The following is a 22,132-nucleotide window of genomic DNA, read 5'->3' on the forward strand; positions in this document are numbered from 1 at the left end:
CCTGGGGTTCAGAACCAGCTGGGGTTCATGTCGAGGGTGGTCCGGTCCAGGCTTGCCAGCAGGTCGAGTTGCGGTGTGACCTTGGGCAGCTCATGGCGGTAGAAGTAGCGGGCGGCGTGGCGCTTGCCGTCGTAGAAGTCGCCGTCCTTGCCGTCGACGGCGGTGAGCTGCTCGAGCCACATCCACGCGATCACCGTGTGCCCGACCGCCTCCAGGTACACCGACGAGTTCGCCAACGCCGTCGTCGCGTCGCCCGCAGACCACAGTGTCGCGGTGACCTCGACGATCCGATTCCACACGGCATCGAGTTCGGCCGCGTAGCGGGCGGTGTCGCCGCCGATCACACGGCCGCGTTCGATGGTCGCGGTGACCTTCGATCCGAGCAGTGAGAGTCCGGCACCGTCTTGCATGGTGACCTTGCGACCCAACAGGTCCAGTCCTTGAACGCCGTGCGTGCCTTCGTGGATCGGATTCAACCGGTTGTCGCGGTAGTACTGTTCGACGTCGTAGTCGCGGGTGTAGCCGTACCCGCCGTGGACCTGGATGGCGAGGCTGTTGGCTTCGAGGCACCATTGCGACGGCCAGCTCTTCGCGATCGGGGTGAGGACGTCGAGGAGCAATGTTGCTTCCTCGGCCGTCGCCGTGTCCTCGGCGGTGTCCTGCTCGTCGACCAGGCGTGAGCAGTAGAGGCCGAGCGCGAGAGCGCCTTCGACGTAGGACTTCTGCGCCAGCAGCATGCGGCGGACATCGGCGTGTTCGATGATCGGAACCGGCTGCGAGGACGGGTCCTTGGCGCCGAGGGGGCGGCCCTGGGTTCGCACCTTCGCGTACTCGAGCGACTTCTGGTAGCCGACGTAGCCGAGGGAGATCGCGAGGAAACCGACACCGATCCGGGCCTCGTTCATCATGTGGAACATATACGACAGGTCCCGGTGTTCCCGCCCCACGAGGAACCCGACAGCGCCGGATTGCCCTGCTGGGGAATGCGTTCCGTCACCGAACGCGAGCAGGGTGTTGGTGGTGCCCCGATTGCCCATCTTGTGGTTGAGGCCCATCAGCGTGACGTCGTTGCGCTCGCCGACCGCGCCGTCGGCGCCGGGAAGGAACTTCGGGACGATGAACAACGAAATGCCCTTGACCCCGGGACCGCCGCCCGGGATTTTCGCCAGCACCAGGTGCACGATGTTCTCGGTGAGCTCGTGGTCGCCTCCCGAGATCCACATCTTGGTTCCGGTGATCCGGTAGCTGCCGTCGTCCTGCGGCACCGCCCGGGTGGTGATGTCCGCCAGCGACGACCCTGCCTGGGGTTCCGACAGGCACATCGTGCCGAACCAGCGGCCCTCGAGCATCGGACGGACGTAGTCGTCGATCTGCTGTTCGGTGCCGTAGGTCGCGATCAGGTTGGCGTTGGCGGCGGTCAGGAACGGGTAGGCGGCGGTGCCGGCGTTGGCGGCCTGGAACCAGGCCATCGCCGCCCGCGCCACCGTGGCGGGCAGTTGCATGCCCCCGACGCTCTCGTCGAAAGATCCGGCGATCAGGCCCGAGGCCGCGTAGGCGTCGAGCGCCGTCTTGACCTCGTCGATCATGTCGACGGTGCCGTCCGGTCGCATGGTCGGCTCGTTCGCGTCGGCCTTCTTGTTGTGCGTGGCGAAGTGCTTGTGCGCGATGTCCGCACTGAGGTCGAGGACGGCGTCGAAGGTGTCCTTCGAGTGTTCGGCGAAGCGTTTGCGGGAGGTCAGCGAGACTACGTCGAGCCATTCGTAGAGCAGGAAGTCGATGTCGCGCCGGGAGAGTACGTCGGTCATGGGTTCATCCGTTCAGAAAGTGGCGTCAGATGGAGACACCGCCGTCGACCGGAAGGACGACGCCAGTGATGTAGCCGGCTTCCTCGGAAGCGAGGAAGCAGATGGCGTCGGCCATCTCGGACGGGTCGGCGAACCGCGAAATGGGGCCGGTGAGCTCGGCGATCTTCTCCTCAGGAATCGAGGCCGTCATCCGCGTGGCGGCATTCGGCGAGATCGCGTTGACGGTGACACCGAATGCGGCCAGTTCTTTCGCCGCGGTCTTGGTGAACCCGATGATCCCGGCCTTGGCGGTGGCGTAGTTGGCCTGGCCCCGGTTGCCGTGCAGTCCGGTGTAGGAGGTGATGTTGACGACCCGGCCGAATTCCTGCTTCCGGAAGTGCGGCACGCAGGCCCGGGTGAAGCGGAACGTCCCGCCGGCGTGGACATTCAGGACCTGGTCCCAGTCGTCGTCGGTCAGCTTCCACAGCACCTTGTCCCGCAGGATGCCGGCATTGTTGACCAGGACATCGATCCGCCCGGTTTCGGCGATCACGGTGGAGATGACCTTCTCGACGTCGTTGGTGCTGCTGACGTCGGCGGGGATGCCGACCGCGCCGACCTCACGGGCGGACTTGTCGAGTTCGTCCTTGTCGAAGTCCACCATGAACACGGTCGCCTTGGCGTCGGCGAAGTGGCGTGCGAGTGCCTGGCCGATGCCGCGGGCGGCGCCGGTGACGATGACCGATTTGCCGGTGAAATCGTAGGTGATGTTGCCCATCGAGGTTTCCTGTCTTTGTTGTCAGTTGAGGCGTTCGAGGACCATGGCCATGCCCTGTCCGCCTCCGACGCACATGGTTTCGAGGCCGAACTGCTTGTCGTGGGTGGTCAGGTTGTTGAGCAGGGTGGCGGTGATGCGGGCACCGGTCATGCCGAAGGGGTGGCCGAGGGCGATGGCACCGCCGGAGACGTTGAGCTTGTCCTCGTCGATGGCCAACTCACGGGCGGAGCCGATCACCTGCACCGCGAACGCCTCGTTGATCTCGACGAGGTCGATGTCGGAGATGCCCAGGCCCGCGATCGCCAGGGCACGCTTGGACGCCTCGATCGGGCCCAGCCCCATGATCTCCGGCGACAAACCGGACACCCCGGTGGACACGATCCGGGCCAGCGGGGTCAGTCCCAGCTCCGTGGCCTTGGTGTCGGACATGATCACCAGGGCGGCGGCGCCGTCGTTGAGCGGGCACGCGTTGCCGGCGGTGACGGTGCCGTCCGGACGGAACACCGGCCTCAGCTGGCTGACGGCCTCGTAGGTGGTGCCGGCGCGAGGGCCGTCGTCCTTCGTCACGACGGTGCCGTCGGGCAGGGTCACCGGGGTGATCTCCCGTTCGAAGAAACCGTTGCCGATGGCCTCCTCGGCGCGGTTCTGCGAGCGCACCGCCCACCGGTCCTGCTCCTCGCGGGTGATGCCGGTGATCTGCGCGACGTTCTCCGCGGTCTGGCCCATCGCGATGTAGGTGTCGGGGACCAGCCCCTCCTCACGCGGGTCGACCCACCCCTGGTCGCCCTGGGCGAGCTTCTCGGTGCGGGTCTGCGCATCGGCGTACAGCGGATTCTGGGTGTCGGGCAGCGAGTCGGAGTTGCCCTTGACGAACCGGGACACGGTCTCGACGCCGGCGGAAATGAAGACGTCACCCTCCCCGGCCTTGATGGCGTGCAGCGCCATCCGGGTGGTCTGCAGCGACGACGAACAGTAGCGGGTGATGGTGGTGCCGGGAATGAAGTCGTAGCCCAGCTGGACCGCGACGTTGCGGCCCATGTTGAAGCCCTGCTCCCCGCCGGGCAGACCGCAGCCCAGGATCAGGTCGTTAATGTCGGTCGGGTCGAGCGCGGGCACCTTGTCGAGGGCCGCCTGGACCATCTGCGCGGCGAGGTCGTCGGGGCGCATGCCCTTGAGCGATCCCTTCATGGCGCGACCGATCGGGGAACGGGCGATGGAAACGATGACAGCCTCGGGCATGAAGCCTCCTGGTTGGCGCCGGGTGCGATCACACTCCAGCGGGGGTGGGGCTCGCGGGGAAACGCGCTGACCCAAAAAATATGCGTTCGCATAGTTTCTATGCGCTCGCATATACTGACGGCGCAGACGGATACCTGTCAACCCCAACCGATCGAGAGGCAATCCCGCGATGAGCGCACCCGCGCATGACGTGGTCAGTGAGGTGGGTACATCAAAGGCCGCCGCCCGGATACGAGCAGCGGCGATCGAGGTCTTCGCCGCCAAGGGATACGGGGCGACCACCACCCGGGAAATCGCCGCGAGTCTGGACCTCAGTCCCGGAGCGGTGTATCCGCACTACAAGACCAAAGAGTCGCTACTGTTCGCCATCAGCTTGGAAGGCCATGATGCGGCGCTCGCCGCCGTCACCCAGGCCGATCAGCCCACCGCGCCCCCGGCCGTCAGGCTGGCTGCCACCGTCACGGCCTATGTGACGTGGCACGCCGACAACCACGCGCTCGCGAGAGTCGTGCAACACGAACTGCGTTCGCTCTCGCAGGAGCATTTCAAGGCAATCGTGGACATCAGACGGACCACGTCGAGGGTCTTCACCCGAATCATCGAAGCCGGTGATGCGTCCGGAGACTTTCAGACCATTGACCTCGAGGCCGCTACCCTCGCAATCACTTCTCTCGGAGTAGACGTCAGCCGATGGTTCCCCTCGAACACGCACTCCGACCCGGCGATTCTCGCTGAGCGGTATGTGGAGCTGTCCTTGCGGATGGTGGGCGTGCAGGGCGTGTGACAGCACGGGGAATGACGGCGGCGGCCACCCTGTCCTCCCCCGACCCAGACCAAGGTCGTCAGGAGCCCCAAAACTGAGACACTCCGCCTGCCCGCAGGAGATCTAACGTCGAGCCAACGATTTGGATCGGTTACCTGAGGAGCAGAAGTGGAACAGCGAGTTGAAATTCCCAGCGACGGCGAGACTTTGGTCGGAACCCTTTTTCGGCCGGACGGCGCGGAGGGCCCGCTGCCTACGGTGGTCGCAGCCGGCGGTTGGTGCTACACGAAGGAAATCGTGCTTCCGCACATTGCCCGGATCGTGAATGAGGGCGGCGTCCAGTTCCTCGGCTTCGATTACGCCGGCTTCGGCGAGTCGAGCGGAAAGCGTCGTCAGCATCTCGATCCGTGGCAGCAGATCTCCGACTACAGAAACGTGATCACTTACGTCGAGGGGCGCGAGGATGTGGACTCCGATCGCATCGGCGCATTCGGCATCTCCTACAGTGGAGGGCACGTGCTGATCCTCGCGGCGAGCGATCCCCGCATCAAGGCGATTACCAGTGTCGTACCGGTGGTCGATGGTTACAGCACGATGAAGCGGGTCCACGGTGAGACTCGGTTCGCGGACTTCGAGCGCGCGATTCTCGACGACCGTCGCGAGCGTTCGGTGGGCGACGGGGGCCAGATCGCCTTCGCCACGCTGCACCCCAGCGAGGAGCTTTCGGTCTGGCCCTTCCCCCGGATCCACGAGGTCTTCCATCAGGTCAAGGAATCCGAGGCGCCGCTGCACGAGCACCGGAGCACCACCGAGTCAGCCGAGCTGCTACTCAACTACACTGTCTTTCCTTACCTTTCACGAATTCTGGACAAGAAGGTCCTCATGGTCGTCGCCGAGGGCGACAACATTACCGCGTGGGATCTGGAAATCGACGCCTTCAACAAGGTTGCATCACCCCACAAGCGGTTGGAGATCCTCCCCGCTGTCAGCCACATGAGCCTGTACTCCGAGCGGGCGGATACCAACGTGGCGGGCCAACTCGCCCGCGACTTCTTCCGCGAGCACCTCACCAGCTGAGAAACGCTCGTAGGGGGCGACGGGGAGGCTGGGCGAGGCGGAAATGGGGGTGCCATACGAGAGTCGCCACCCAGGACTGACAGCGTGGACCGGCCAGAACGGGCCGGTCCACCCTGTTGCCGCTTCTCCCTGGCAGCTGCGACGAGCCAAGGCTTCGCACAGCCGTTGACGGTGATCGCCGGCCGCGACGAGAGGACCGCTCCGCGATCGCCGCCTCCACAACGAGGTCGTCTTCGGCGCTGTGACCTGCACGCGCCCCGGGCCCCGGCGCCTGGTGAACGGGGGCTGCGCAGCCCGCGTGAAATAGGGATCCTGCCCGCGGGGTTGTCGTCGGGATCGCCCGAGGGGAGTCGTCTCTACTGGTCGCTGTGCGGGTTGAGGAGCGCTCGGACCAGTGGCGTGATGAGCCGAAGGATGTCCTCGACGTCGGCGTCCTTCAGATCGGGCAGCTTCAGGAGGTAGCGCTGGCTGGCGATGCCCATCAGCATCGCGCCGGCCAGGGCGGCGCGTAGCCGCGGATCGGGGGCATCGATAGTTGCGGCCATGGTGTCGACCGACTGTGCGGTGATGTGGGTGCGCAGCAGATCGGCAGCGTCCTCGCTGGTCATGCTGGTACGCACCAGCACCGCCATCGGGCTGTTCGGGTCGGCCGCCCACGCGGCCAGCATCCCACCGACGAGGTTGTCGATCGTCTCGGTCTCGTCGTCGGTCGTCAGCTCGGCGATGGGGATGTCCCAGTGCACCGCGTCCCGGAACAGTGCCTGTTTGGTGCCGAAGTATTGGATGACCGAGGACTTGTCCACCCCCGCCGCCGCGGCGATGCCTCGAATGGTGGCGCGCTCGAACCCGACGTCGGCGAACATACCGCGGGCGGCCTCGAGGATCCGGCGACGGGTCCGCAGGCCCTTGCGCTCGCCGCCTGCCACCGGTTCCCCGGGTGCTGGCTCAGCACTGCTCACCGCACACCCCTCCCAACGTTTCGGCTCATACTGCCACCCGTCAAAAAAAGTAGACAAGCGTTGAGAAAACCGGCACAGTGGTGGAAGGGCTACGGAAGGACAGGGCCGATGGCTGATCTACCCGATACCTCGTTCAACTCGAACGTCATTGCCGAGTTCCGCNCCAACGGCGGCAAGGTCGGCGGCCCATGGGAGAAGTCGACCTTGTTGCTCCTGCACACCACCGGCGCGAAATCCGGTGCGCCGCGGGTCAACCCGGTGGGGTATTTCGACATCGACGGCACGGTGATCGTCGTCGGCTCGTATGGCGGAGCCGACATCAATCCGGCGTGGGTGCACAACTTGCGCGCGCACCCCCGTACCCGGATCGAAATCGGTGCCGCGACCGTCGATGTCGAAGCCCGTGAACTTCCAGAGGATGAGCGTCAGGCCGCGTGGGCGCAGATCACCGCGATCGCGCCGCCGTTCGCGAAGTACGAGACCCAGACCACGCGCACCCTCCCGCTGTTCGAGCTGATGAGGACCTGACACCGTGACACTCGTCGACCGCCGATGACCCACCGGCCGGCTACCGACCCGACAACTGGACTGCCGGATGCGGCGGTCAACGCACTACCGCGGGATCCGGGCGACTCCTGATGTCAATTTCATCCAGGCCGCGAGCAGTGCCTTGACACACGGCTACACCACCATTCCTTGCACCGGCCTGGCCATCACCGTGCTCGCCATCAACACCCGGCATCCGCCTTCGAGGCAGCCGATCCCACACCCGGGCCGGTGAGCGAAGTGGGACCATGGCGATCATCTATTCAGTGACGTGGCGAAGTACGCGGCTGCCGGTCGGTGTTCTGTTGGCGGTTGAGCCAACGAGCGAAGGAGCAAAGCTATGTTACTAAACGGGATCAACCACATCGCGTTGGTATCCAACGACATCGACCGACTCCGCGCCTTTTACACCACGGTCTTCGACGCAGAGGTTGGACCCACCAAGCCGCACGGTGACAAGGGTGGAGAAACTATGACGATGATCCGTATCGGACCGCACACCGAGCTCAACGTGGTCACGATCGAAGGCAGCCCCGAGCCTGACCGTCAGACACCCATGTGGGGACGCGGACGGCTCGACCACTTCGGCCTGCAGGCAGCATCCGCCGAGAGCTTCGAAACTATTCGGCAACGGCTTGTCGAGCAGGGTGCCAGCGACGGGAATGTCAACGACTTCGGCGCCGTGCGCAGTGTCTTCTTTCGTGACCCCGATGGACTGGAAGGCGAAGTGCTGGTTGCGAAATAGGAACTCACGCCAGCCCTGTTATGAGACAACCGATCTTAGACCAACAGCCGCCCCGGCGGTTCGAGCCGATGAACAACCCGAACATAGCGGTGCAGAAACTCGGGATCCCGGCCGGACTCGCCACGGTGTTGCCGGTCCCCGGGCGTCGGCCGGGGACCGGCATTCGTTCGGGTGCCTGCGTTACCCGTTGAGGGTGGGGTAGTCGGTGTAACCGTTCTCGTCGCCGCCGTAGAAGGTGGCGCGGTCGGGGGTATTGAACGGGCCGCCGGCGGCGAGCCGGGCGGGCAGGTCGGGGTTGGCCAGGAACAGCGCACCGTAGGCGATCATGTCGGCGGTTCCGTCCTCGACGAGCGCCAGCTCGTCGAGGTGCGTGACGGCATCGGGGGTCGAGGGGTTGAGGATGAACGTTCCGCTGAATCGCTTGCGCAGGTCCAGGGTGAGTTCCCGGTCCGCCGTCTCTCCCAACTCCATCACGTGCAGGTAGGCCAACCCGATCGGCTCGATGACATCGACGAGGGCGGCGTAGGTGTCGCGGAACCCGTCCTCGACGATGTCGTTGAGGGGGTTGGCCGGGGAGATCCGCAGTCCGACGCGGTCGGCGCCGATCGCGTCCGCCACGGCACGCACCACCGCGAGGGGGAATCGGATCCTGCCCTCGATCGACTGACCCCAACGGTCGGTGCGCTGGTTGGCCTTGGTGGACAGGAACTGATGCAGCAGGTAGCCGTTGGCTCCGTGCACCTCGACGCCGTCGAAACCGGCGTCGATCGCGTTGCGGGCGGCCTGCGCGAAATCGCTGATCGTCTCGTCGATTTCGGCCTCGGTCAGCTCCTTCGGGGTGACGAAGTCCTGCATCCCGTCGAGTGTGAACACCTGCCCTTCCGCGGCGACGGGTGACGGGCCGACGGGGGTCAGGCCGTCCGGAAGCAGGCTCGGGTGCCCGATCCGGCCGGTGTGCATCAGCTGGGCGAAGATGACCCCGCCGGCGGCGTGCACCGCGTCGGTGACCGGCCGCCAGGCCGCGATCTGCTCGTCCGTATGCAGGCCGGGCGTGCTGGGGTAGCCCTGACCGACCGCCGACGGCTGGGTGCCCTCGGTGACGATCAGCCCCGCGCTCGCGCGCTGCGCGTAGTACGTCGCCATGGCCGGTGTCGGGCTCGCCCCCGGCCCGTATGCACGGCTGCGGGTCATCGGGGCCATCGCGATGCGGTTGGCCAGGCGCGTGCCGGCGAGGTCGATCGGGTCGAATGCGGTGCTCATGTTCTTCCTTACCTTCCGTGGAGGTGATCGGTGACGGTCTGCGGCAGCCGCGGGGCTTCCACGCCGCCCGAACTTCGGGTTGTCGGTCGATCACCGAATGGACTTACTTGTTCGAACAGTATCTCATCAAGAGGTATTCCCGACGCCCCGACGTCGCATTGGTCACACAGATGGAATCCCCCACCACCGCACCGAACCCTTGAAGGAGATGGTGATCTGGGTGCCGGTTCTGCGGTCGGATGGCCATTCGAACTGTGGGTTCAGTGGGCGTTATACTGCTCGGACAAGTTATAGGAAAGGATCGAGTGCCATGGCAGAGCGCCGCACGTCCGGGACAGAGACAGCGCCGATGGACGGGGCGGTGCCCGTGCCGTCGGCCGCGAGTGGGGGGCCCGTCAGTCATGCGATCTTCCGGGTGGCCCGCGCCCATCGCATGATCGCTGGCCAGCTTCTGCGCCGCGTCGGCCTTCATCCCGGCCAGGAGTTGGTGATGATGCATCTGTGGGAACTGGGTCCGCAACGCCAAGTCGATCTCATTCGCCTGCTCGACTCCGACGCCGCCACGATGACCCGGACCATCCGGCGCCTCGAGCACGCCGGCTTCGTCCGCCGCCGCCCCTGCCTCGACGACAAGCGCGCAACACTGATCGAGCCCACCGAGGCCAGCCACGCACTGCGCCGGCAGGTCGAGGATGTGTGGCAACAACTCGAAGAACTGTCCGTCGGCGGCCTCGACGAGGACGAGCGGCGGACAACCCTGCGAGTCCTGGAAGGGCTGGAGGAGAGACTGACCCTTGCCGCCCCCCACACACGGAGCGGACCCTAACCGGCGGAGGCGCTCAGGTGCCTAAGACCCGCCGAGGCACGACCCTTTTGACGATTGCCGACGACGGACCCGGTTTCGTCGATTGATCGGGGTCCCGCTTGCAGGCAAGTCCGGTCCCTCGGTGTGCATGTCTGGAGTACACAGAACGGGCGAGCTCAACGCACCACTGCGGGCGCCGGCGGTACCTGCCCGTTGCCGTCCGCAACGCCCGGTTTTGCGGGGTGGCGGAGGTGGAGGTTTCTTCGGGACGTGGATCTGTCTGCGACAGAAGCCGCCAGGCCCGGGTCAGACTGCGAGGAAACCGCCGTCAACCGCCATAGCCGTGCCGGTGACAAAGGAAGCGGAATCGGAGAGCAGCCAGCCGACTGCTTCCGCGATCTCGCCAGGCTCGCCGAACCTTCCGAGGACGTGCCTGTCGCGCAGTTTGTCGAAGTAGGCCGCGAATCGCGGGTCGGCGGAGATGCGAGCCACCAACGCCGTATTGGTGATTCCCGGCATTACCGCGTTCACCCGGATTCCCTTCTGGCCGTAATCGGTAGCGGCGGCGAGCGTCAGTCCTACCACACCGTGTTTTGCGGCAACGTACTCGCTGGCATTGGGGATGGCCACTTTGCCGAGCGACGAGGCTGTGTTGACGATCGAGCCACCGCCGGTCTCGAGCATCGCCCGGATCTCGTATTTGAGGCAGTTGAACACGCCAGTCAGATCCACTGCGATGGCGCGATCCCACTGTTGGGCGGTGAGTTCATGTAGAGCCAGATTGCATTGTTCGACACCGGCGTTGTTGAACGCGCCGTCGATCTTGCCGAAACGTGCAACGACGCCCTCGACCATGGCTTCGACTTGATGTTCGTCGGAGACATCGGTACGGAAGAAGCTCGCCTTACCGCCCCCGGACTGGATCTTGTCGGCGATGACTTCACCGGCGGGGTCGAGATCGACGACGGCGATGTTGGCGCCGGCTTCGGCGAGGTGGAGGGCGGTAGCCGCACCGATGCCGCTGCCTGCGCCAGTGATGATGATGGTGCGATCGGTCAGGTCCATGTGCGTCCTCAGATTGTGCTGGCGTGCGTGATGGGTGGGCATTGCCGTCTGCTCGACGAGCGGCGCCGCTGGGATGGTGCTGCCGGTGGTGTGCCTGCAGGGCGCGCGTCGCCGGCGGAACAGCTGGTCGAGAGCATGGTCGCGGCGGTTATTTGATCACCGATCCATGCGACAACTAAATGTTAGCCGCGTCACTCCGCGGCGAGAACTTCGTGTGCCACTCACCGGAACGGTCACATCTCACATTGCCGTTCGGGCAGATAGCGTCTCGCAACACCGCGCCACCTCGAAGGAGAAGAACATGGATCCAGTCGCGACCCGCATGAGCGACTCCGAACTCCGTGCTGTGATCGGCGAAATCCTTGATCGGCAAGCTATTTCCGATGTGATGCTTCGGTTCGGTCGGTCCCTCGACCTCCACGACTGGGAAATGTATGCCGCCGCGCTCACCGATACCGTCGACATCGACTTCTTCGATCTCACCGGTCTCCCCAAGGTGACGACGACATCCGCCGCGTGGGCGCGGTTCGCTGCCGCGTGCCTCGATCGGCTCACCGTCATGCATCAGTACTCGAATTTCCAGATCCAGCTGGATGGTGACCAGGCGCACGGAATCTTTTATCACGTGTCACGCCACCGGTTTCCGAACAAGGCGGGAGACGATCATTACACCCAGTACGGCTGGTATGAGAATTCGTTCCGCCGCACTCCCGACGGTTGGCGGATCAGCAGCCTGACCCACAAGTTTCAGTGGTCCGACGGTAACCCGACGCTGATCGACCAGAGCGACCCTGAGTTCGTGGCCGCTGCACAAGCGGTGTTCGATCCTCGGTGAGCGAGGGCCGACCGTCCCTGACACGCCGCCTCAATGGCGGTGAGGCCCTTTATGGGCGGTATCGGTAGACACTCCGCCGGCGCACTCTGCTCTGGGTCGTCAGTGTATCTCTGCCGGGCGGTCGCACTCCAGGATCTCTATCGTGCGATTGACCCAACGGACACGCAACGCGGCGGAATCGATGAGGAAGTCGAATACGTGGGCTTTCAACCGGGCGATCCGTTCGTGGTCCGCCGGGTCGCGCCGCAGCAGCCGTTCGCGGAGCAACTCGGTATCCCGGGCGAGCAGGCGGTCGCGGTGAACCGACCACAGCTCGATGCAATGGCGCAGTTCCACGATGTGCGCCTCGAGGACCCGACGGGCATCCTCCGGGTCGGCCATGTCGAAAAATAGCGCCTTCACCAGGAGGGGATCCCGTGGGCTCGTCTTGCCGAGGTCCTGACCCAGCCACTCCCGGAGGTCCTCGAGTCCGGCGGGAGTGATCGAATACACCGTGCGTCTCAGACGCTCACCGCGGACCTGGTCCTCGCCCTCTATGAGGCCTTCTCTTTCGAGTTTCTTCAGCAGCGGATAGATCTGGCTCTGCGGCGCTGCCCACACCCATCTGGCCGTCGACTCGAACATTTGCGTGAGCTCGTAGCCGGTCATGGGTCGGGCCTCGAGGACACCGAGGACCGCATGCTGAAGTGACATGCTCCGACGATATCCCACTATTTCGTGATTGACCTTTCTACTCATACAGGTATGATCTGAACTAAATCGATGGAGCCGCACATGGACAACGACTTGCACCGTGAATTGATCGACGCCGCTCGAGTACTGGCGCAAGCCGGACTGGTCGATGCCTTCGGCCACGTTTCCGTCCGAACCTCGCCCACATCAGCGTTGCTGACTCCGCCGCGTCCGCTCGGATCGCTGGGTGCCGGCGACAGCCCCCTCGCACTGACGACCGATTCCAACGAGCTCCCCGCGGGAGCCCCGAAGGAAGCCTGGCTTCACCTGGCGGTGATGGAGCGCGACTCGAATGTCGGAGCGGTCTGCCGCGCCCAGCCCCGCGCCGTTGCCGCGATAGCGGCACTCGGGAGGGTTCCTGCCGCGTTGAACGGGCACGCTGCCATGCTCGGCCCGGTCGCGCTGCATCCAGATTCCCAACTCGTCAGGAACCGCGACGCGGCAGAGGCAATCGCGGAGTCCGTCGGCAGCGCGCAGGCCGTGGTTCTGCGGGGCAACGGCGCGGTGACCTGGGGCAGGGACATCGCGGAAGCCGTCGCGCGGATGTGGATTCTCGAGCGGTCGGCCGAACTCGACCTCCGGGCATCCGCAGCGGGAAGCCCGATCGAGCTCCCCACTGTCGAACAGGAATGGTGGCGTGAGCGCGCGTCGGAACTTCTTCCACGCTTGTACCGCTTCCTCGAAACACTTCTTCAGGACCAACATCGACCTTCACTCGGAGACGAGTGAAGAGGGAAAGAGGATCATTGTGATCGAACTCATCGACATTCAGTACGTGCGCTCCGGCACGGCGAACGCAGCCGAGGCAGTCCGCTTCGCAACCGAGATCGTGGGCATGGAATACCGGGGTGCCGAGAACGGCGTCCATTACCTGCGTGCCGACCAGCGCCATCACTGCCTTGCCTTCGTCGAAGGCGAGTCGGGGGTGCTCAGCTCCGGGCTCTCCGTCGCGGACTCGGCCGCGCTCATCGCCGCCGACGAAGAGCTGACCGCGGCGGGCATCAGGACACGGTGGGGAACGCCCGAGGAGTGCCACTCCCGCCACGTGCGGGAGTTCCTCGAATTCTCGGATCCCTGGGGCAACCGATTCGACCTCGTCGTCGATCCGGAAACGGACGTAGCGCCGATCAACTTCAGCCGCCCGGCCGGTATCACCGAGTTCGGGCACCTGTGCGTCGATGCCCCCGATCCCCGCAAAGCGTACGAGTGGTGGAGTTCGCTGTTCAACATGAAGATCAGCGATTGGATCGGCAACAAAGCGGCACTCATCCGATTCGACCCAGTCCACCACAAGTTCGCCATCTTCCAAGGCGAACGGCCGGGACTGTGCCACATCAACTTTCAGGTCGAAAGTATCGACGATGTCATGCGCAGCTGGCACGTCCTGGTGAACAACGGCGTCGAGATCGAGCAGGGTCCGGGTCGCCATCCGCAGTCGGGTGCGATCTTCATCTACTTCAAGGGCCCGGAAGGTCTCACCTACGAGTACTCGTTCGGTGTCCGCCGAATCGAAGACGACGCCGCGTGGACACCCCGGTATTTCGACCCGTCGCTGCCGCACTCGATCGATATGTGGGCCGGCCCGACCCAGCGGGCAAGCACCCAGTACCAGATTCTGGCCGATTCCCACCTGCAGGAGGTCTGATGCCTCTCATCGAGGTCACTCTCACCACCGGGCGCTCCCCCGAGCAACTGCGAACGCTGCTCGGGGAACTCCATTCGGCCGTCGAACGATCCATCGGAGCACCATCGCACAGCATCCGGGTAATCCTCCGCGAGGTCTCGCCCGATCACTGGTTGTCAGGCGGCGTGACCCTTGCCGAGAAGACTGCTGGTATCGAGAGCGCAGGGTCGGGGTAGGACCGGTCAGACTGGCGTTTCGAGCGGGGCAAGGAGGTAGGCCAGGGACCGTTCCAGCCGGGTGCGGTCCATCCCGGCGCGCACGGTGAGCTGAAAGCCGGAGAACGCGGTGACCAGCGCACTTGCTGCGGCCCGGGTATCGACGGATGCGGGCACGGTCCCGGCATCCTGGCCGGCACTGAGGTGGTCGGCGAAGGCGTCCTCGAGCAGTTGATGATCCTCCGCGACCCGGGTGCACACTTCCCTGTCCGATTGGGCCAGTTCGGCGGCCTGGTTGGTGCTCATGCACCCGAAACGCTGCCAGCCCTCGGCGCCGGTGCCGATGATCTCGTCGAAGAATGCCGGGATTCCGCCCGGGGGCGGATGTGCGGCGAGCACGCGCGCCAGGTTCTCGGTCCGACGGGCGCGGTAGAGGTCGTAGGCAGCCACGAACACGGCGTGCTTGTCGCCGAAGCTGGCGTAGAGGCTGCTCTTACTCAGTCCGGTGACCGCCAGCAGGTCTGCCATCGAGGTCGCTTCGAAGCCGTGCTCCCAGAACGCCCCCATGGCGTTCTCCAGGACCGTGTCCCGGTCGAACTCCGGTGTGCGCGCCATCGGGACCCACTCCTCCTTGTTGTGGACCGTCCGGTCCCCGGAATTCCACCGTACCAACAGGGGGCCCACGGAAAACTTTCGTGGCCGGGTTCGCCCCGGACGCTCGGTGTGAGCAGCAGCGGCTGCCGGAGCCGATCTCGGGCGGGCCGGTGAGGTGGCCTTGCTCAGATGTTCGCGGTGAGGCGGGCGGCGTCGAAGCTGGCGGTGAGGTTTTGCCGTAGAAGTGCAGCGGTACCCATGGTCCGGCCCAGTTCCTGGCCCTTCTCGGCGCGCCGGTCGCCTGCAACTCGGCGCCCACTGCGACCCAGGTCATCGGCTCAACCACGGGCCTTGACTATCCGCTGGACGGCGTCCGTCCTGGACGGGGCTCGTTCCAGGTCCCGAAGGCAGTCGATGACCGCGCCGCCCCCGTAGCCGGCCACTGGGCCGCCAGGGCAACGAGGGGCAGCGCACACGTTGGTGGAGACCCGCGACGATGAGCTTATTGCGCCCTGTGGCCTCTACTGCGGTGACGACCACCGGAGAGGCGCATGCGGCTATTGGACCACTCGGTCCCGATAGTGATACGGTTCGATATCAGGACCGTTCGGTCCACTCCAATTTTCTACCGAGGGGCGGTCATCAGGCGCTACGAACAACTGACCGACGACAACGCCGCCATCCTGTTCGTCGACTACCAGACGGGGCATTCCAAGGAGCTGGCCAAGGCCTACGAGCTGCCTATCGTGTCACCTCCGTCGAGGACGGCGGATCTTGCCTCTGATCACCGAGAATCTTCCCGACGCCCCCATCATCAAGCGCCGGGGCGAAATCAACACTGGGGCAATGCGAACCATCGCCGCAGTGCGCGAGACAAGACGGCAAAAAGGACGGCCGCCGGGAACTGACCCGTCACGCACCCGGCCAGACACGCCGCCCGCCCACACGCACAGGCGCGGGCCTCCGGCCCGGACCGCCATCCAATGCCCCGGGAAGCCGCCAATTACCGGAAATGAAATGAAAGCGAGATTCACATGTCAGCGAATGCAACCGGACGCCTGGCGGGCAAGCGGGTCCTCATCACCGGCACCGGAGGAGGTCAGGGCGAAGCGGCGCAGCGGCTGTTCGCGCGGGAGGGTGCGACGGTCGTCGGCTGCGATCTCAAGCCGGGCTCTGCCGAGGCAACCGCATGAGGCCCTCGCAGTGAAGGATTTGACGTGTGGGGAACCACGGTCGACCTCACCAACCCCGGGCAGGCCGGCGACTGGATACGTGACGGCGCGGCACGCATGGCGGTCTCGACGTTCTCTACAACAACGCCGCCGGCGCCGGATTCGCCCCGTTCGAGAAGATGACCTTCTCGCTCTGGCGGCACGTGATGAACGTCGAACTCGACCTCGTTTTCCATACCACCAGCGCTGCCTGGCCCCTTCTGCTCGACGGTGGCGTTATCTCGATGACCCGTGCCCTCGCCGCGGAAGGGCCTCCCGCGGCGTCCGCGCGAACTCCATCTCCCCCGGGTTCATCAACACCCCAGCACCGACAGGGCCGTCGACGCCGAAGGCAAGGCCTGGCAGATCAGCAACGCCATCCTCCAGCGCGCCGGCACGGGAGAGGACATCGCCTGCATGGGCCCTCTACCTGGCATCCGACGAGTCGAGTTGGGTCACGGGCCAGAACTACAGCGTCGACGGAGGCGCGACCGCCGGCGCGATGACGCCGAAACTGCACGCCTCAACGCACCGCAGCTGTAGGCCAAACGCAAGATCGCACAACCGGTTACCGCGTGGGCCTGCCAAGCCAGGGGTGCATCACGCCGGCCAGACGGCAGCGCACACCAATTATAGGGAGACAAATGGAACACGAGGGCAAAGCACTCGCCGCCGACGAAACCGACTCACACCACCACCGCACCTCCGGCATCGCCTCAGTGCACGTGCGCGCCTTCATCACGTGGTGCGCAATCTTTCCTCTGGTCGCATTCGGAATGGCCGCCATGGGGCCGTTCACCGTGGACTGGCACCCCTTCCTGCGCATGTTCGTGCTCACCCTCGTAATCGTTCCCCTGTCGGTCTATCAGGTCGTGCCACGGATGCTGCTTACGTACAGCCGGCTGAGCAGGGCGGCACACGACCGAAGCCGGCGCCGGGCGGCACGTCGTGCAGGCACGCAGTCCCGGCAGAGCACGTCCGCCGCGTAGCCGGAAACGTTCGGCAGGGCGACTCCCGGCTCCCCATCTCAGCCGAAGAATTCTTTGCGGGATGTTTGTTCGAACAAGCATTTGACGCCCGAGACCTCCAAACCCAACCGTGAGGACAACACAACCATGACGACCACCTTTGAGACCTACCAACTGGGCAGCACGCCTCTGAAGACCGCCGACGCGCCCCCTGCTGTGTTGCGGGCATTGCCGGTCACAGAGTAGGAGGCGGAGCATCATGCAGATCGGAATCTTCAGCATCGGCGACCGCACCCCGGACGCCGTCACTGGTCGCGTCCCCGGAGCCACCGAGCGCCTGGAACAGATGGTCGACCTCGCCGTCACGACCGAACGGCTCGGACTCGACGTCTTCGCGGTCGGAGAGCACCACAATCCGCCGTTCGTGTCCTCCTCCCAGAGCGCCCTTCTCGCGTTCATCGCCGCGCAGACGAGACGGCTGCTGCTCTCGACCGCCACGACACTGATCACGACGAACGACCCGGTGAAAATCGCCGAGGACTTCGCCGTGCTCCAACACCTGTCCAAGGGGCGCACAGACATCATGCTTGGCCGTGGTAACACCGGCCCCGTGTATCCATGGTTCGGCAGAGACGTCCGCGACGCTCTCCCACTGTCCACCGAGAACTACGCACTGCTGCGCCGACTGTGGACCGAGGAGAACATCGACTGGACCGGAGAATACCGCTCCTCGTTGACATCGTTCACCTCCGTGCCGCGCCCCTTGAACGGCACGCCACCGTTCGTGTGGCACGGCTCCGTCAGGACGCCCGAAGTCGCCGAACAGGCCGCGTACTACGGTGACGGATACTTCTCCAACCACATTTTCGCTCCACCGGCGCACACCCAGCGGATGGTGCAGCTGTACCGGGAACGCTTCGAGCACTACGGCCACGGCCCCGCGGAACACGCCATTGTCGGACTCGGCGCGCAAGCGTTCATCCGTCCACGTTCCCAGGATGCCCGTGCCGAATACGGGTCCTACTTCGCCGGCACACCACGCTTCGGCGGCCTCTCCATCGGGGAGTACAGCGACCGGACACCGCTGGCCGTCGGCAGTCCTCAAGAAGTGATCGACAAGATCCTCGCCTACCGCAGCTACGCCGGCGACATCCACCGTCTGCTGTTCACCATCGACGCCTTCGGCACACCCGCCGACGTCGCGCAGGAACAACTCCACATCCTCGGCACCGACATCGTCCCGGTCCTGCGCCGCGAGATGACACCCGCCGCACCTCCGGCACTTCCACTCGCCCACGCCGAGCGCGTCGCTGCACAGGCTTCCAACTGATCGCCGCTCCCGGAAACGCCCGCTGCGATAAGCATGGTGACGGACGGCCGAGATCCCGGCCGTCCGTCACCCCGACGCCGTTCGTCCCGACAACGCATCGTGCCGCGACCCCTTGCGGCGTCGCGAGGGCACCGCGGTCGAGGTGGCCGACAATCGACCGAAGCTGCGCGGGTCGCCGACATCGAGTGGGTGACGCCACGCACTTACCCTCTGTGGCGCGAAATCGGGTTGCGTGACGTCGAACCCGACCGACACGATATCCGGCTGCCCGTCGGGTTCGACCGTCGCGATCCGCGCCGTCGGTTGCGAGCGCAGACGGGTGAGTTTCTTCGTCGGTGAAGCTCCTGGCGTGTGACCATCCTGCAGGACGAGGATGGTACTTTCGCGCCCATTGACGCACTGCTGGGTGTGTCACCACCGGACTACGTCCACCGCGCCGGCGACCACCGCCCAGTCGAACGACAAATCGAACGCGGCCGGCTCCCGAGCCCACTTGGCTCCCCGGCCCGCCGGCGGGTTGTCCGGCGACCGACGTCGCCACGCCTCGTAGTCAAAGGGTGATCGGCCTGATCCCAGAACTTTCTGCGCCGCCCTTCGGGTTCGACGATGTGCTGGACGGGTGGGTGGACGTGGAGCCCGCGAGCAGGCGCTGGGCCTCGACGATGCTGCGCCGATCTTGATCCGCACGTCGACGGTCCAGTAATTCACTCACCGCCATCGGGCAGGCCGAATCGCCGCCGGAAAACCGCGTCCGCAGTAAATACTCTCTGTGGATCGCGTTTCTCGCTGATGGAACTCGGCAGTGGTATGTAAGGATTACCGGCTGTTCTGCAGCTTCCTGGAAGCGAACTCCGTCAAGTCCGATGTTGTCCGCAACATGCCCAGACCGTCGAGGGAACGTCTCACACGCAGTGGGAGCCGCGGAACAACACGAGAGGGGCCCTTCCGGATCGGCGGAAGGGCCCCTCTCGTCTGTGCATGATCAGTGGGCGGATTTCGCCATCTGCATCACGACAGCTTTCGGCTCGGTAAAGAATTCACGACTGAAAGTTCCTCCCTCACGGCCGATTCCGGAGTCCTTGGCGCCGCCGAAGGGAGCGCGAAGGTCGCGAATGAAGAAGCAGTTCACCCACACGGTTCCCACGACGAGCTCCGACGAGACCCGGTGTGCGCGTGTGAGGTCCTCGGTGAACAGCATCGCGTTCAATCCGTATGGGCTGTCGTTGACCTCGCGGATCGCCTCGTCCTCCGTGTCGAACGGGGTGATCGTGACGAGGGGACCGAAGATTTCTTCACGCTGGTGAGCGGAGTCGCGGTCGGGCTCGAGCAGCACGGTGGGTGTGATGAACCATCCTTCCCCTAGGTCACCCGTGAGGCACTTGCCGCCGGAGTCCCCGATCGTGTCGAAGTATCCGCGCACCTTCGTGTAGTGCTCGCCGCTGGCCAACGGGCCGATCTGGGTTGCCGGATCCTTCGGGTCACCGACCACCATCGCGTTGGCCGCGGCGACGAAGCGGTCGACGAATTCGTCGAGCAGTGGACGCTCCACGTAGATGCGACTCCCGGCCAGACACACCTGCCCGGCGTTCGTGAAGATCGCACGGATCGACCAGTCGATGGCGTTGTCCAGGTCCGCGTCCGCGAACACGACGTTGGCGCCCTTCCCACCGAGTTCCAGACTGACCGGCACGAGATTCGCCGCGGCGGCGCGGGCGATGACCCGCCCCGTGCCCGACTCTCCAGTGAAGGTGATCCGGTCGATGTCGGGGTTCTGGGTCAGCGCCTCTCCCACCGAGTCCGGACCGTACCCGTGGACCACGTTGAACACGCCCGGCGGGATGCCTGCCTCCAGCGCGAGCCTGGCCATGAGCGTCGCCGACGCCGGGGTGTCTTCGGCCGGCTTGAGAACTACCGTGTTTCCCCAGGCCAGCGCGGGTGCGACCTTCCAGCTCTCCAGCATCATCGGGAAGTTCCACGGCGCGATCGCGACCACGACTCCGGCGGGGTCGTAGCGGGTGTATGTGTGATGACCCGAATCCATCGGCAGGACCTCGGCCGGGGTGAGCGCGGCGTGGTCGGCGAAGAAGCGGAAGTTCATCGCGGTGCGCGGAACGTCGTTTCCCTTGCTCTGGGTGATCGGCTTGCCCATGTCGCGGGTGTCTGCCATCGCCAGTTCGTCGGCGTGTTCCTCGATGAGGTCGGCGAACCGGTGCAGGATGCGCCGTCGCTCGCCCGCGGCCATCCGCGGCCATGGCCCCTCGTCGAATGCCCGACGCGCGGCAGCGACCGCCAGATCGGCCTCGGCCTTGGTGCCGAGTGCGATCTCCGCCCAGGGCTGACGGGTGAAGGGGTCCACGCTGGGAAAGACGAGGCCCGACTCCGACTGAATCTCTTTGCCGTCGATGATGTGTCCGAATTTCTGGATCTCGGCAGCGGACGTCTGCGTGGGTGGCACGGTGTTCATCGTGTTCCTTCCACTCGTAGGGTCAATGAATTCAGAGTTGTGAACGAGACCTGGACGTCGTCGCCCGGGTGCACGAACACCGCGTCGGTGATTCCGCCGGTGAGTACGATTTCTCCAGCGAGGATCTCCCCGCCGCGTGTCGCCAGATCGTTCGCGGCAAGCGCTAGTGCTTCGAAGGGATTTCCCTGCACGGCCGCTCCTGTTGCGGTGTCGACAACCTCGCCGTTGCGCCGAAGAACGCAGGCCTCGAGCGCGAGGTCGAGGCCTGCCGGGTCGTAACCGGTCGGGCTCACCACGAAGCGGGAGCTCGAGGCATTGTCGGCGACCACGTCGGGCAGTGCGAAGCTGAAGTCGCGGAATCGGCTGTCGATCACCTCTAGCCCAGCGTGCACGCTTGCCACAGCGCGCGAAGCGGTCGCCGCCGTCACCCCGGGCCCCTCCAGGTCGGTCGCCATCACGAAGGCGATCTCGGGTTCCACCCGCGGATGGATGAGTTCGTCGAAGGCGAGCGGGGCGCCGACCGAGAGCACCATGGCGTCGGTGAGCACGCCCGTGAGAGGTGACGAGATACCCATTCGCTGCTGTTTGGCCCGCGAGGTCAGCCCCAGCTTCGTTCCTACGCGTCGTTCGCCGCCGGCGAGCTTTCGCTCGATCAGCATGGCTTGCGCAGTGTAGGCGGTCGCGAGATCCAGCCCCGGCCACTCGTCCGTCAATCGGCCGATCTCCCGGCGCTCGTGTTCTGCGCTCTCGAGGGTTTCGACGACCCGGTCGATGCTCCACTCAGTCATCATGCGGTTCCTGTCTGTGCGAGTTCGATGGCCACGTCGATGATCATGTCCTCTTGTCCGCCGACGTATCCGGCCTCTCCGACGCGTTTGAGGATCTGGTAGGCGGGGACGCCGTACCGCTCCGCGGCCCGTTCGGCGTGCAGAAGGAACGAGTTGTATACGCCGTAGCGTCCTTGGACGATGGACGCGCGGTCCGCGACAGGGAGGCGGGAGACTATCGGACGGACCACATCCTCGGCGGCGGCGAGGATTCGCTCTTCGTCGACTCCGGTTGGGATTCCCAGGGTTCCGAAGGCGGCGACGAGGATTTCGGTGGGCGAGTTTCCTGCGCCGGCACCGAGGGCACACAG

Annotated in this window: 22 protein-coding genes and 3 pseudogenes; 14 read left to right on the top strand and 11 right to left on the bottom strand. The window is 65.2% G+C overall.

From position 1 onward, the window contains the following. Nucleotides 1-8: 8 nt before the first annotated feature. From CA951_RS42285 to CA951_RS42295, 3 genes are read right to left on the bottom strand one after another with little or no spacing between them, the layout of a single operon-like run. Nucleotides 9-1,805, bottom strand: coding sequence for an acyl-CoA dehydrogenase (locus CA951_RS42285; protein WP_087562492.1), 1,797 nt, complete (start codon nt 1,803-1,805; stop codon nt 9-11). A gap of 25 nt (nt 1,806-1,830) precedes the next feature. After that, entirely contained in the window at nt 1,831-2,562 is a 732-nt protein-coding gene (locus CA951_RS42290; RefSeq protein ID WP_037229584.1) for an SDR family NAD(P)-dependent oxidoreductase, read from the bottom strand. A 21-nt stretch (nt 2,563-2,583) separates the two neighbouring features. Next, nucleotides 2,584-3,801 carry an acetyl-CoA C-acetyltransferase gene (locus CA951_RS42295; RefSeq protein WP_087562493.1) on the bottom strand — a complete coding sequence of 406 codons (1,218 nt, stop codon included), beginning with the start codon at nt 3,799-3,801 and terminating at the stop codon, nt 2,584-2,586. A 169-nt stretch (nt 3,802-3,970) separates the two neighbouring features. Here CA951_RS42295 and CA951_RS42300 point away from each other — a divergent pair, with 169 nt between their 5' ends. Both CA951_RS42300 and CA951_RS42305 read left to right on the top strand, forming a co-directional pair. Then, nucleotides 3,971-4,585, top strand: a complete 615-nt coding sequence (locus CA951_RS42300) for a TetR/AcrR family transcriptional regulator (RefSeq protein WP_087562494.1) — start codon at nt 3,971-3,973, stop codon at nt 4,583-4,585. A gap of 147 nt (nt 4,586-4,732) precedes the next feature. After that, a complete protein-coding gene (locus CA951_RS42305) occupies nt 4,733-5,641 on the top strand; it encodes an alpha/beta hydrolase (RefSeq protein WP_087562495.1) in 909 nt (302 codons plus the stop codon). A gap of 356 nt (nt 5,642-5,997) precedes the next feature. On the opposite strand, the gene CA951_RS42310 is transcribed toward CA951_RS42305, so the two are convergent. Further along, nucleotides 5,998-6,525, bottom strand: a complete 528-nt coding sequence (locus CA951_RS42310; protein WP_256974328.1) for a TetR family transcriptional regulator — start codon at nt 6,523-6,525, stop codon at nt 5,998-6,000. A 183-nt stretch (nt 6,526-6,708) separates the two neighbouring features. Here CA951_RS42310 and CA951_RS42315 point away from each other — a divergent pair, with 183 nt between their 5' ends. Beyond that, on the top strand, nt 6,709-7,128 hold the full coding sequence (locus CA951_RS42315; protein ID WP_087562496.1) for a nitroreductase family deazaflavin-dependent oxidoreductase: 420 nt from the start codon (nt 6,709-6,711) through the stop codon (nt 7,126-7,128). 358 nt (nt 7,129-7,486) lie between these two features. Continuing rightward, a complete protein-coding gene (locus CA951_RS42320) occupies nt 7,487-7,891 on the top strand; it encodes a VOC family protein (protein ID WP_087562497.1) in 405 nt (134 codons plus the stop codon). Nucleotides 7,892-8,071: 180 nt separating this feature from the next. On the opposite strand, the gene CA951_RS42325 is transcribed toward CA951_RS42320, so the two are convergent. Then, the gene (locus CA951_RS42325; RefSeq protein ID WP_087562498.1) at nt 8,072-9,151 is read right to left on the bottom strand and encodes an alkene reductase; all 1,080 of its coding nucleotides are present in this window, start codon (nt 9,149-9,151) and stop codon (nt 8,072-8,074) included. Nucleotides 9,152-9,461: 310 nt separating this feature from the next. Between CA951_RS42325 and CA951_RS42335 the strand changes: the two genes are divergently transcribed. Continuing rightward, a complete protein-coding gene (locus CA951_RS42335; protein WP_179220535.1) occupies nt 9,462-9,977 on the top strand; it encodes a MarR family winged helix-turn-helix transcriptional regulator in 516 nt (171 codons plus the stop codon). Between the two features lie 285 nt (nt 9,978-10,262). On the opposite strand, the gene CA951_RS42340 is transcribed toward CA951_RS42335, so the two are convergent. Next, entirely contained in the window at nt 10,263-11,021 is a 759-nt protein-coding gene (locus tag CA951_RS42340) for an SDR family NAD(P)-dependent oxidoreductase (RefSeq protein ID WP_087562500.1), read from the bottom strand. Between the two features lie 214 nt (nt 11,022-11,235). Between CA951_RS42340 and CA951_RS42345 the strand changes: the two genes are divergently transcribed. After that, complete coding sequence (locus CA951_RS42345; protein WP_179220536.1) at nt 11,236-11,856, top strand: nuclear transport factor 2 family protein; 621 nt, start codon at nt 11,236-11,238, stop codon at nt 11,854-11,856. Nucleotides 11,857-11,955: 99 nt separating this feature from the next. On the opposite strand, the gene CA951_RS42350 is transcribed toward CA951_RS42345, so the two are convergent. Next, nucleotides 11,956-12,549 (bottom strand): PadR family transcriptional regulator, encoded by a 594-nt coding sequence (locus tag CA951_RS42350; protein ID WP_087562502.1) that lies wholly within the window; start codon nt 12,547-12,549, stop codon nt 11,956-11,958. Nucleotides 12,550-12,630: 81 nt separating this feature from the next. Here CA951_RS42350 and CA951_RS42355 point away from each other — a divergent pair, with 81 nt between their 5' ends. The 3 genes from CA951_RS42355 to CA951_RS42365 are packed head-to-tail and all read left to right on the top strand — an operon-like array spanning nt 12,631 to nt 14,448. Next, the gene (locus CA951_RS42355) at nt 12,631-13,317 is read left to right on the top strand and encodes a class II aldolase/adducin family protein (RefSeq protein WP_179220537.1); all 687 of its coding nucleotides are present in this window, start codon (nt 12,631-12,633) and stop codon (nt 13,315-13,317) included. 19 nt (nt 13,318-13,336) lie between these two features. Continuing rightward, nucleotides 13,337-14,233 carry a VOC family protein gene (locus CA951_RS42360; RefSeq protein ID WP_087562504.1) on the top strand — a complete coding sequence of 299 codons (897 nt, stop codon included), beginning with the start codon at nt 13,337-13,339 and terminating at the stop codon, nt 14,231-14,233. Continuing rightward, entirely contained in the window at nt 14,233-14,448 is a 216-nt protein-coding gene (locus CA951_RS42365; RefSeq protein WP_087562505.1) for a tautomerase family protein, read from the top strand. The genes CA951_RS42360 and CA951_RS42365 overlap by 1 nt, the downstream gene beginning before the upstream one ends. A 6-nt stretch (nt 14,449-14,454) precedes the next feature. On the opposite strand, the gene CA951_RS42370 is transcribed toward CA951_RS42365, so the two are convergent. Beyond that, nucleotides 14,455-15,042 (bottom strand): TetR/AcrR family transcriptional regulator, encoded by a 588-nt coding sequence (locus tag CA951_RS42370; protein WP_087562513.1) that lies wholly within the window; start codon nt 15,040-15,042, stop codon nt 14,455-14,457. 1,013 nt (nt 15,043-16,055) lie between these two features. On the opposite strand from CA951_RS42370, the gene CA951_RS44825 reads away from it, so the two are divergent. The 5 genes and pseudogenes from CA951_RS44825 to CA951_RS42385 all read left to right on the top strand — a co-directional run bounded on the left by CA951_RS44825 (nt 16,056) and on the right by CA951_RS42385 (nt 18,530). After that, nucleotides 16,056-16,214, top strand: a complete 159-nt coding sequence (locus CA951_RS44825; RefSeq protein ID WP_256974326.1) for a hypothetical protein — start codon at nt 16,056-16,058, stop codon at nt 16,212-16,214. Between the two features lie 152 nt (nt 16,215-16,366). Continuing rightward, a pseudogene (locus CA951_RS45335) lies at nt 16,367-16,438 on the top strand (hypothetical protein); the annotation flags it as partial. Nucleotides 16,439-16,545: 107 nt separating this feature from the next. Then, nucleotides 16,546-16,665, top strand: a pseudogene (locus CA951_RS45340) (hypothetical protein); the annotation flags it as partial. Between the two features lie 211 nt (nt 16,666-16,876). Continuing rightward, on the top strand, nt 16,877-17,221 hold the full coding sequence (locus CA951_RS44835) for a hypothetical protein (protein ID WP_256974327.1): 345 nt from the start codon (nt 16,877-16,879) through the stop codon (nt 17,219-17,221). A gap of 238 nt (nt 17,222-17,459) precedes the next feature. After that, a complete protein-coding gene (locus CA951_RS42385; RefSeq protein ID WP_087562506.1) occupies nt 17,460-18,530 on the top strand; it encodes a CE1758 family FMN-dependent luciferase-like monooxygenase in 1,071 nt (356 codons plus the stop codon). Nucleotides 18,531-19,512: 982 nt separating this feature from the next. Here the strand turns inward: CA951_RS42385 and CA951_RS42390 are convergent. The 3 genes and pseudogenes from CA951_RS42390 to CA951_RS42400 form a co-directional block, all read right to left on the bottom strand. After that, entirely contained in the window at nt 19,513-20,994 is a 1,482-nt protein-coding gene (locus tag CA951_RS42390; protein WP_087562507.1) for an aldehyde dehydrogenase, read from the bottom strand. Then, nucleotides 20,991-21,782 (bottom strand): 2-keto-4-pentenoate hydratase, encoded by a 792-nt coding sequence (locus CA951_RS42395; protein ID WP_087562508.1) that lies wholly within the window; start codon nt 21,780-21,782, stop codon nt 20,991-20,993. The genes CA951_RS42390 and CA951_RS42395 overlap by 4 nt, the downstream gene beginning before the upstream one ends. Further along, nucleotides 21,782-22,132 (bottom strand): annotated as a pseudogene (locus CA951_RS42400) (4-hydroxy-2-oxovalerate aldolase); the annotation flags it as partial. The gene CA951_RS42395 and the pseudogene CA951_RS42400, both read right to left, overlap by 1 nt.

The organism is Rhodococcus sp. NCIMB 12038, from assembly GCF_002165735.1.
Taxonomy (GTDB): Bacteria; Actinomycetota; Actinomycetes; order Mycobacteriales; family Mycobacteriaceae; genus Rhodococcus_F.

What these genes read in the sequence shown, in the direction of transcription:
- CA951_RS42355 (WP_179220537.1), top strand. Translation starts at nt 12,631, where the DNA reads ATGGACAACGACTTGCACCGTGAATTGATCGACGCCGCTCGAGTACTG.
- CA951_RS42370 (WP_087562513.1), bottom strand. Translation starts at nt 15,042, where the DNA reads ATGGCGCGCACACCGGAGTTCGACCGGGACACGGTCCTGGAGAACGCC.
- CA951_RS42320 (WP_087562497.1), top strand. Translation starts at nt 7,487, where the DNA reads ATGTTACTAAACGGGATCAACCACATCGCGTTGGTATCCAACGACATC.
- CA951_RS42365 (WP_087562505.1), top strand. Translation starts at nt 14,233, where the DNA reads ATGCCTCTCATCGAGGTCACTCTCACCACCGGGCGCTCCCCCGAGCAA.
- CA951_RS42335 (WP_179220535.1), top strand. Translation starts at nt 9,462, where the DNA reads ATGGCAGAGCGCCGCACGTCCGGGACAGAGACAGCGCCGATGGACGGG.
- CA951_RS42350 (WP_087562502.1), bottom strand. Translation starts at nt 12,549, where the DNA reads ATGTCACTTCAGCATGCGGTCCTCGGTGTCCTCGAGGCCCGACCCATG.
- CA951_RS42300 (WP_087562494.1), top strand. Translation starts at nt 3,971, where the DNA reads ATGAGCGCACCCGCGCATGACGTGGTCAGTGAGGTGGGTACATCAAAG.
- CA951_RS42290 (WP_037229584.1), bottom strand. Translation starts at nt 2,562, where the DNA reads ATGGGCAACATCACCTACGATTTCACCGGCAAATCGGTCATCGTCACC.
- CA951_RS42395 (WP_087562508.1), bottom strand. Translation starts at nt 21,782, where the DNA reads ATGACTGAGTGGAGCATCGACCGGGTCGTCGAAACCCTCGAGAGCGCA.
- CA951_RS42295 (WP_087562493.1), bottom strand. Translation starts at nt 3,801, where the DNA reads ATGCCCGAGGCTGTCATCGTTTCCATCGCCCGTTCCCCGATCGGTCGC.
- CA951_RS44835 (WP_256974327.1), top strand. Translation starts at nt 16,877, where the DNA reads ATGGAACACGAGGGCAAAGCACTCGCCGCCGACGAAACCGACTCACAC.
- CA951_RS44825 (WP_256974326.1), top strand. Translation starts at nt 16,056, where the DNA reads ATGTCAGCGAATGCAACCGGACGCCTGGCGGGCAAGCGGGTCCTCATC.
- CA951_RS42285 (WP_087562492.1), bottom strand. Translation starts at nt 1,805, where the DNA reads ATGACCGACGTACTCTCCCGGCGCGACATCGACTTCCTGCTCTACGAA.
- CA951_RS42325 (WP_087562498.1), bottom strand. Translation starts at nt 9,151, where the DNA reads ATGAGCACCGCATTCGACCCGATCGACCTCGCCGGCACGCGCCTGGCC.
- CA951_RS42385 (WP_087562506.1), top strand. Translation starts at nt 17,460, where the DNA reads ATGCAGATCGGAATCTTCAGCATCGGCGACCGCACCCCGGACGCCGTC.
- CA951_RS42390 (WP_087562507.1), bottom strand. Translation starts at nt 20,994, where the DNA reads ATGAACACCGTGCCACCCACGCAGACGTCCGCTGCCGAGATCCAGAAA.
- CA951_RS42340 (WP_087562500.1), bottom strand. Translation starts at nt 11,021, where the DNA reads ATGGACCTGACCGATCGCACCATCATCATCACTGGCGCAGGCAGCGGC.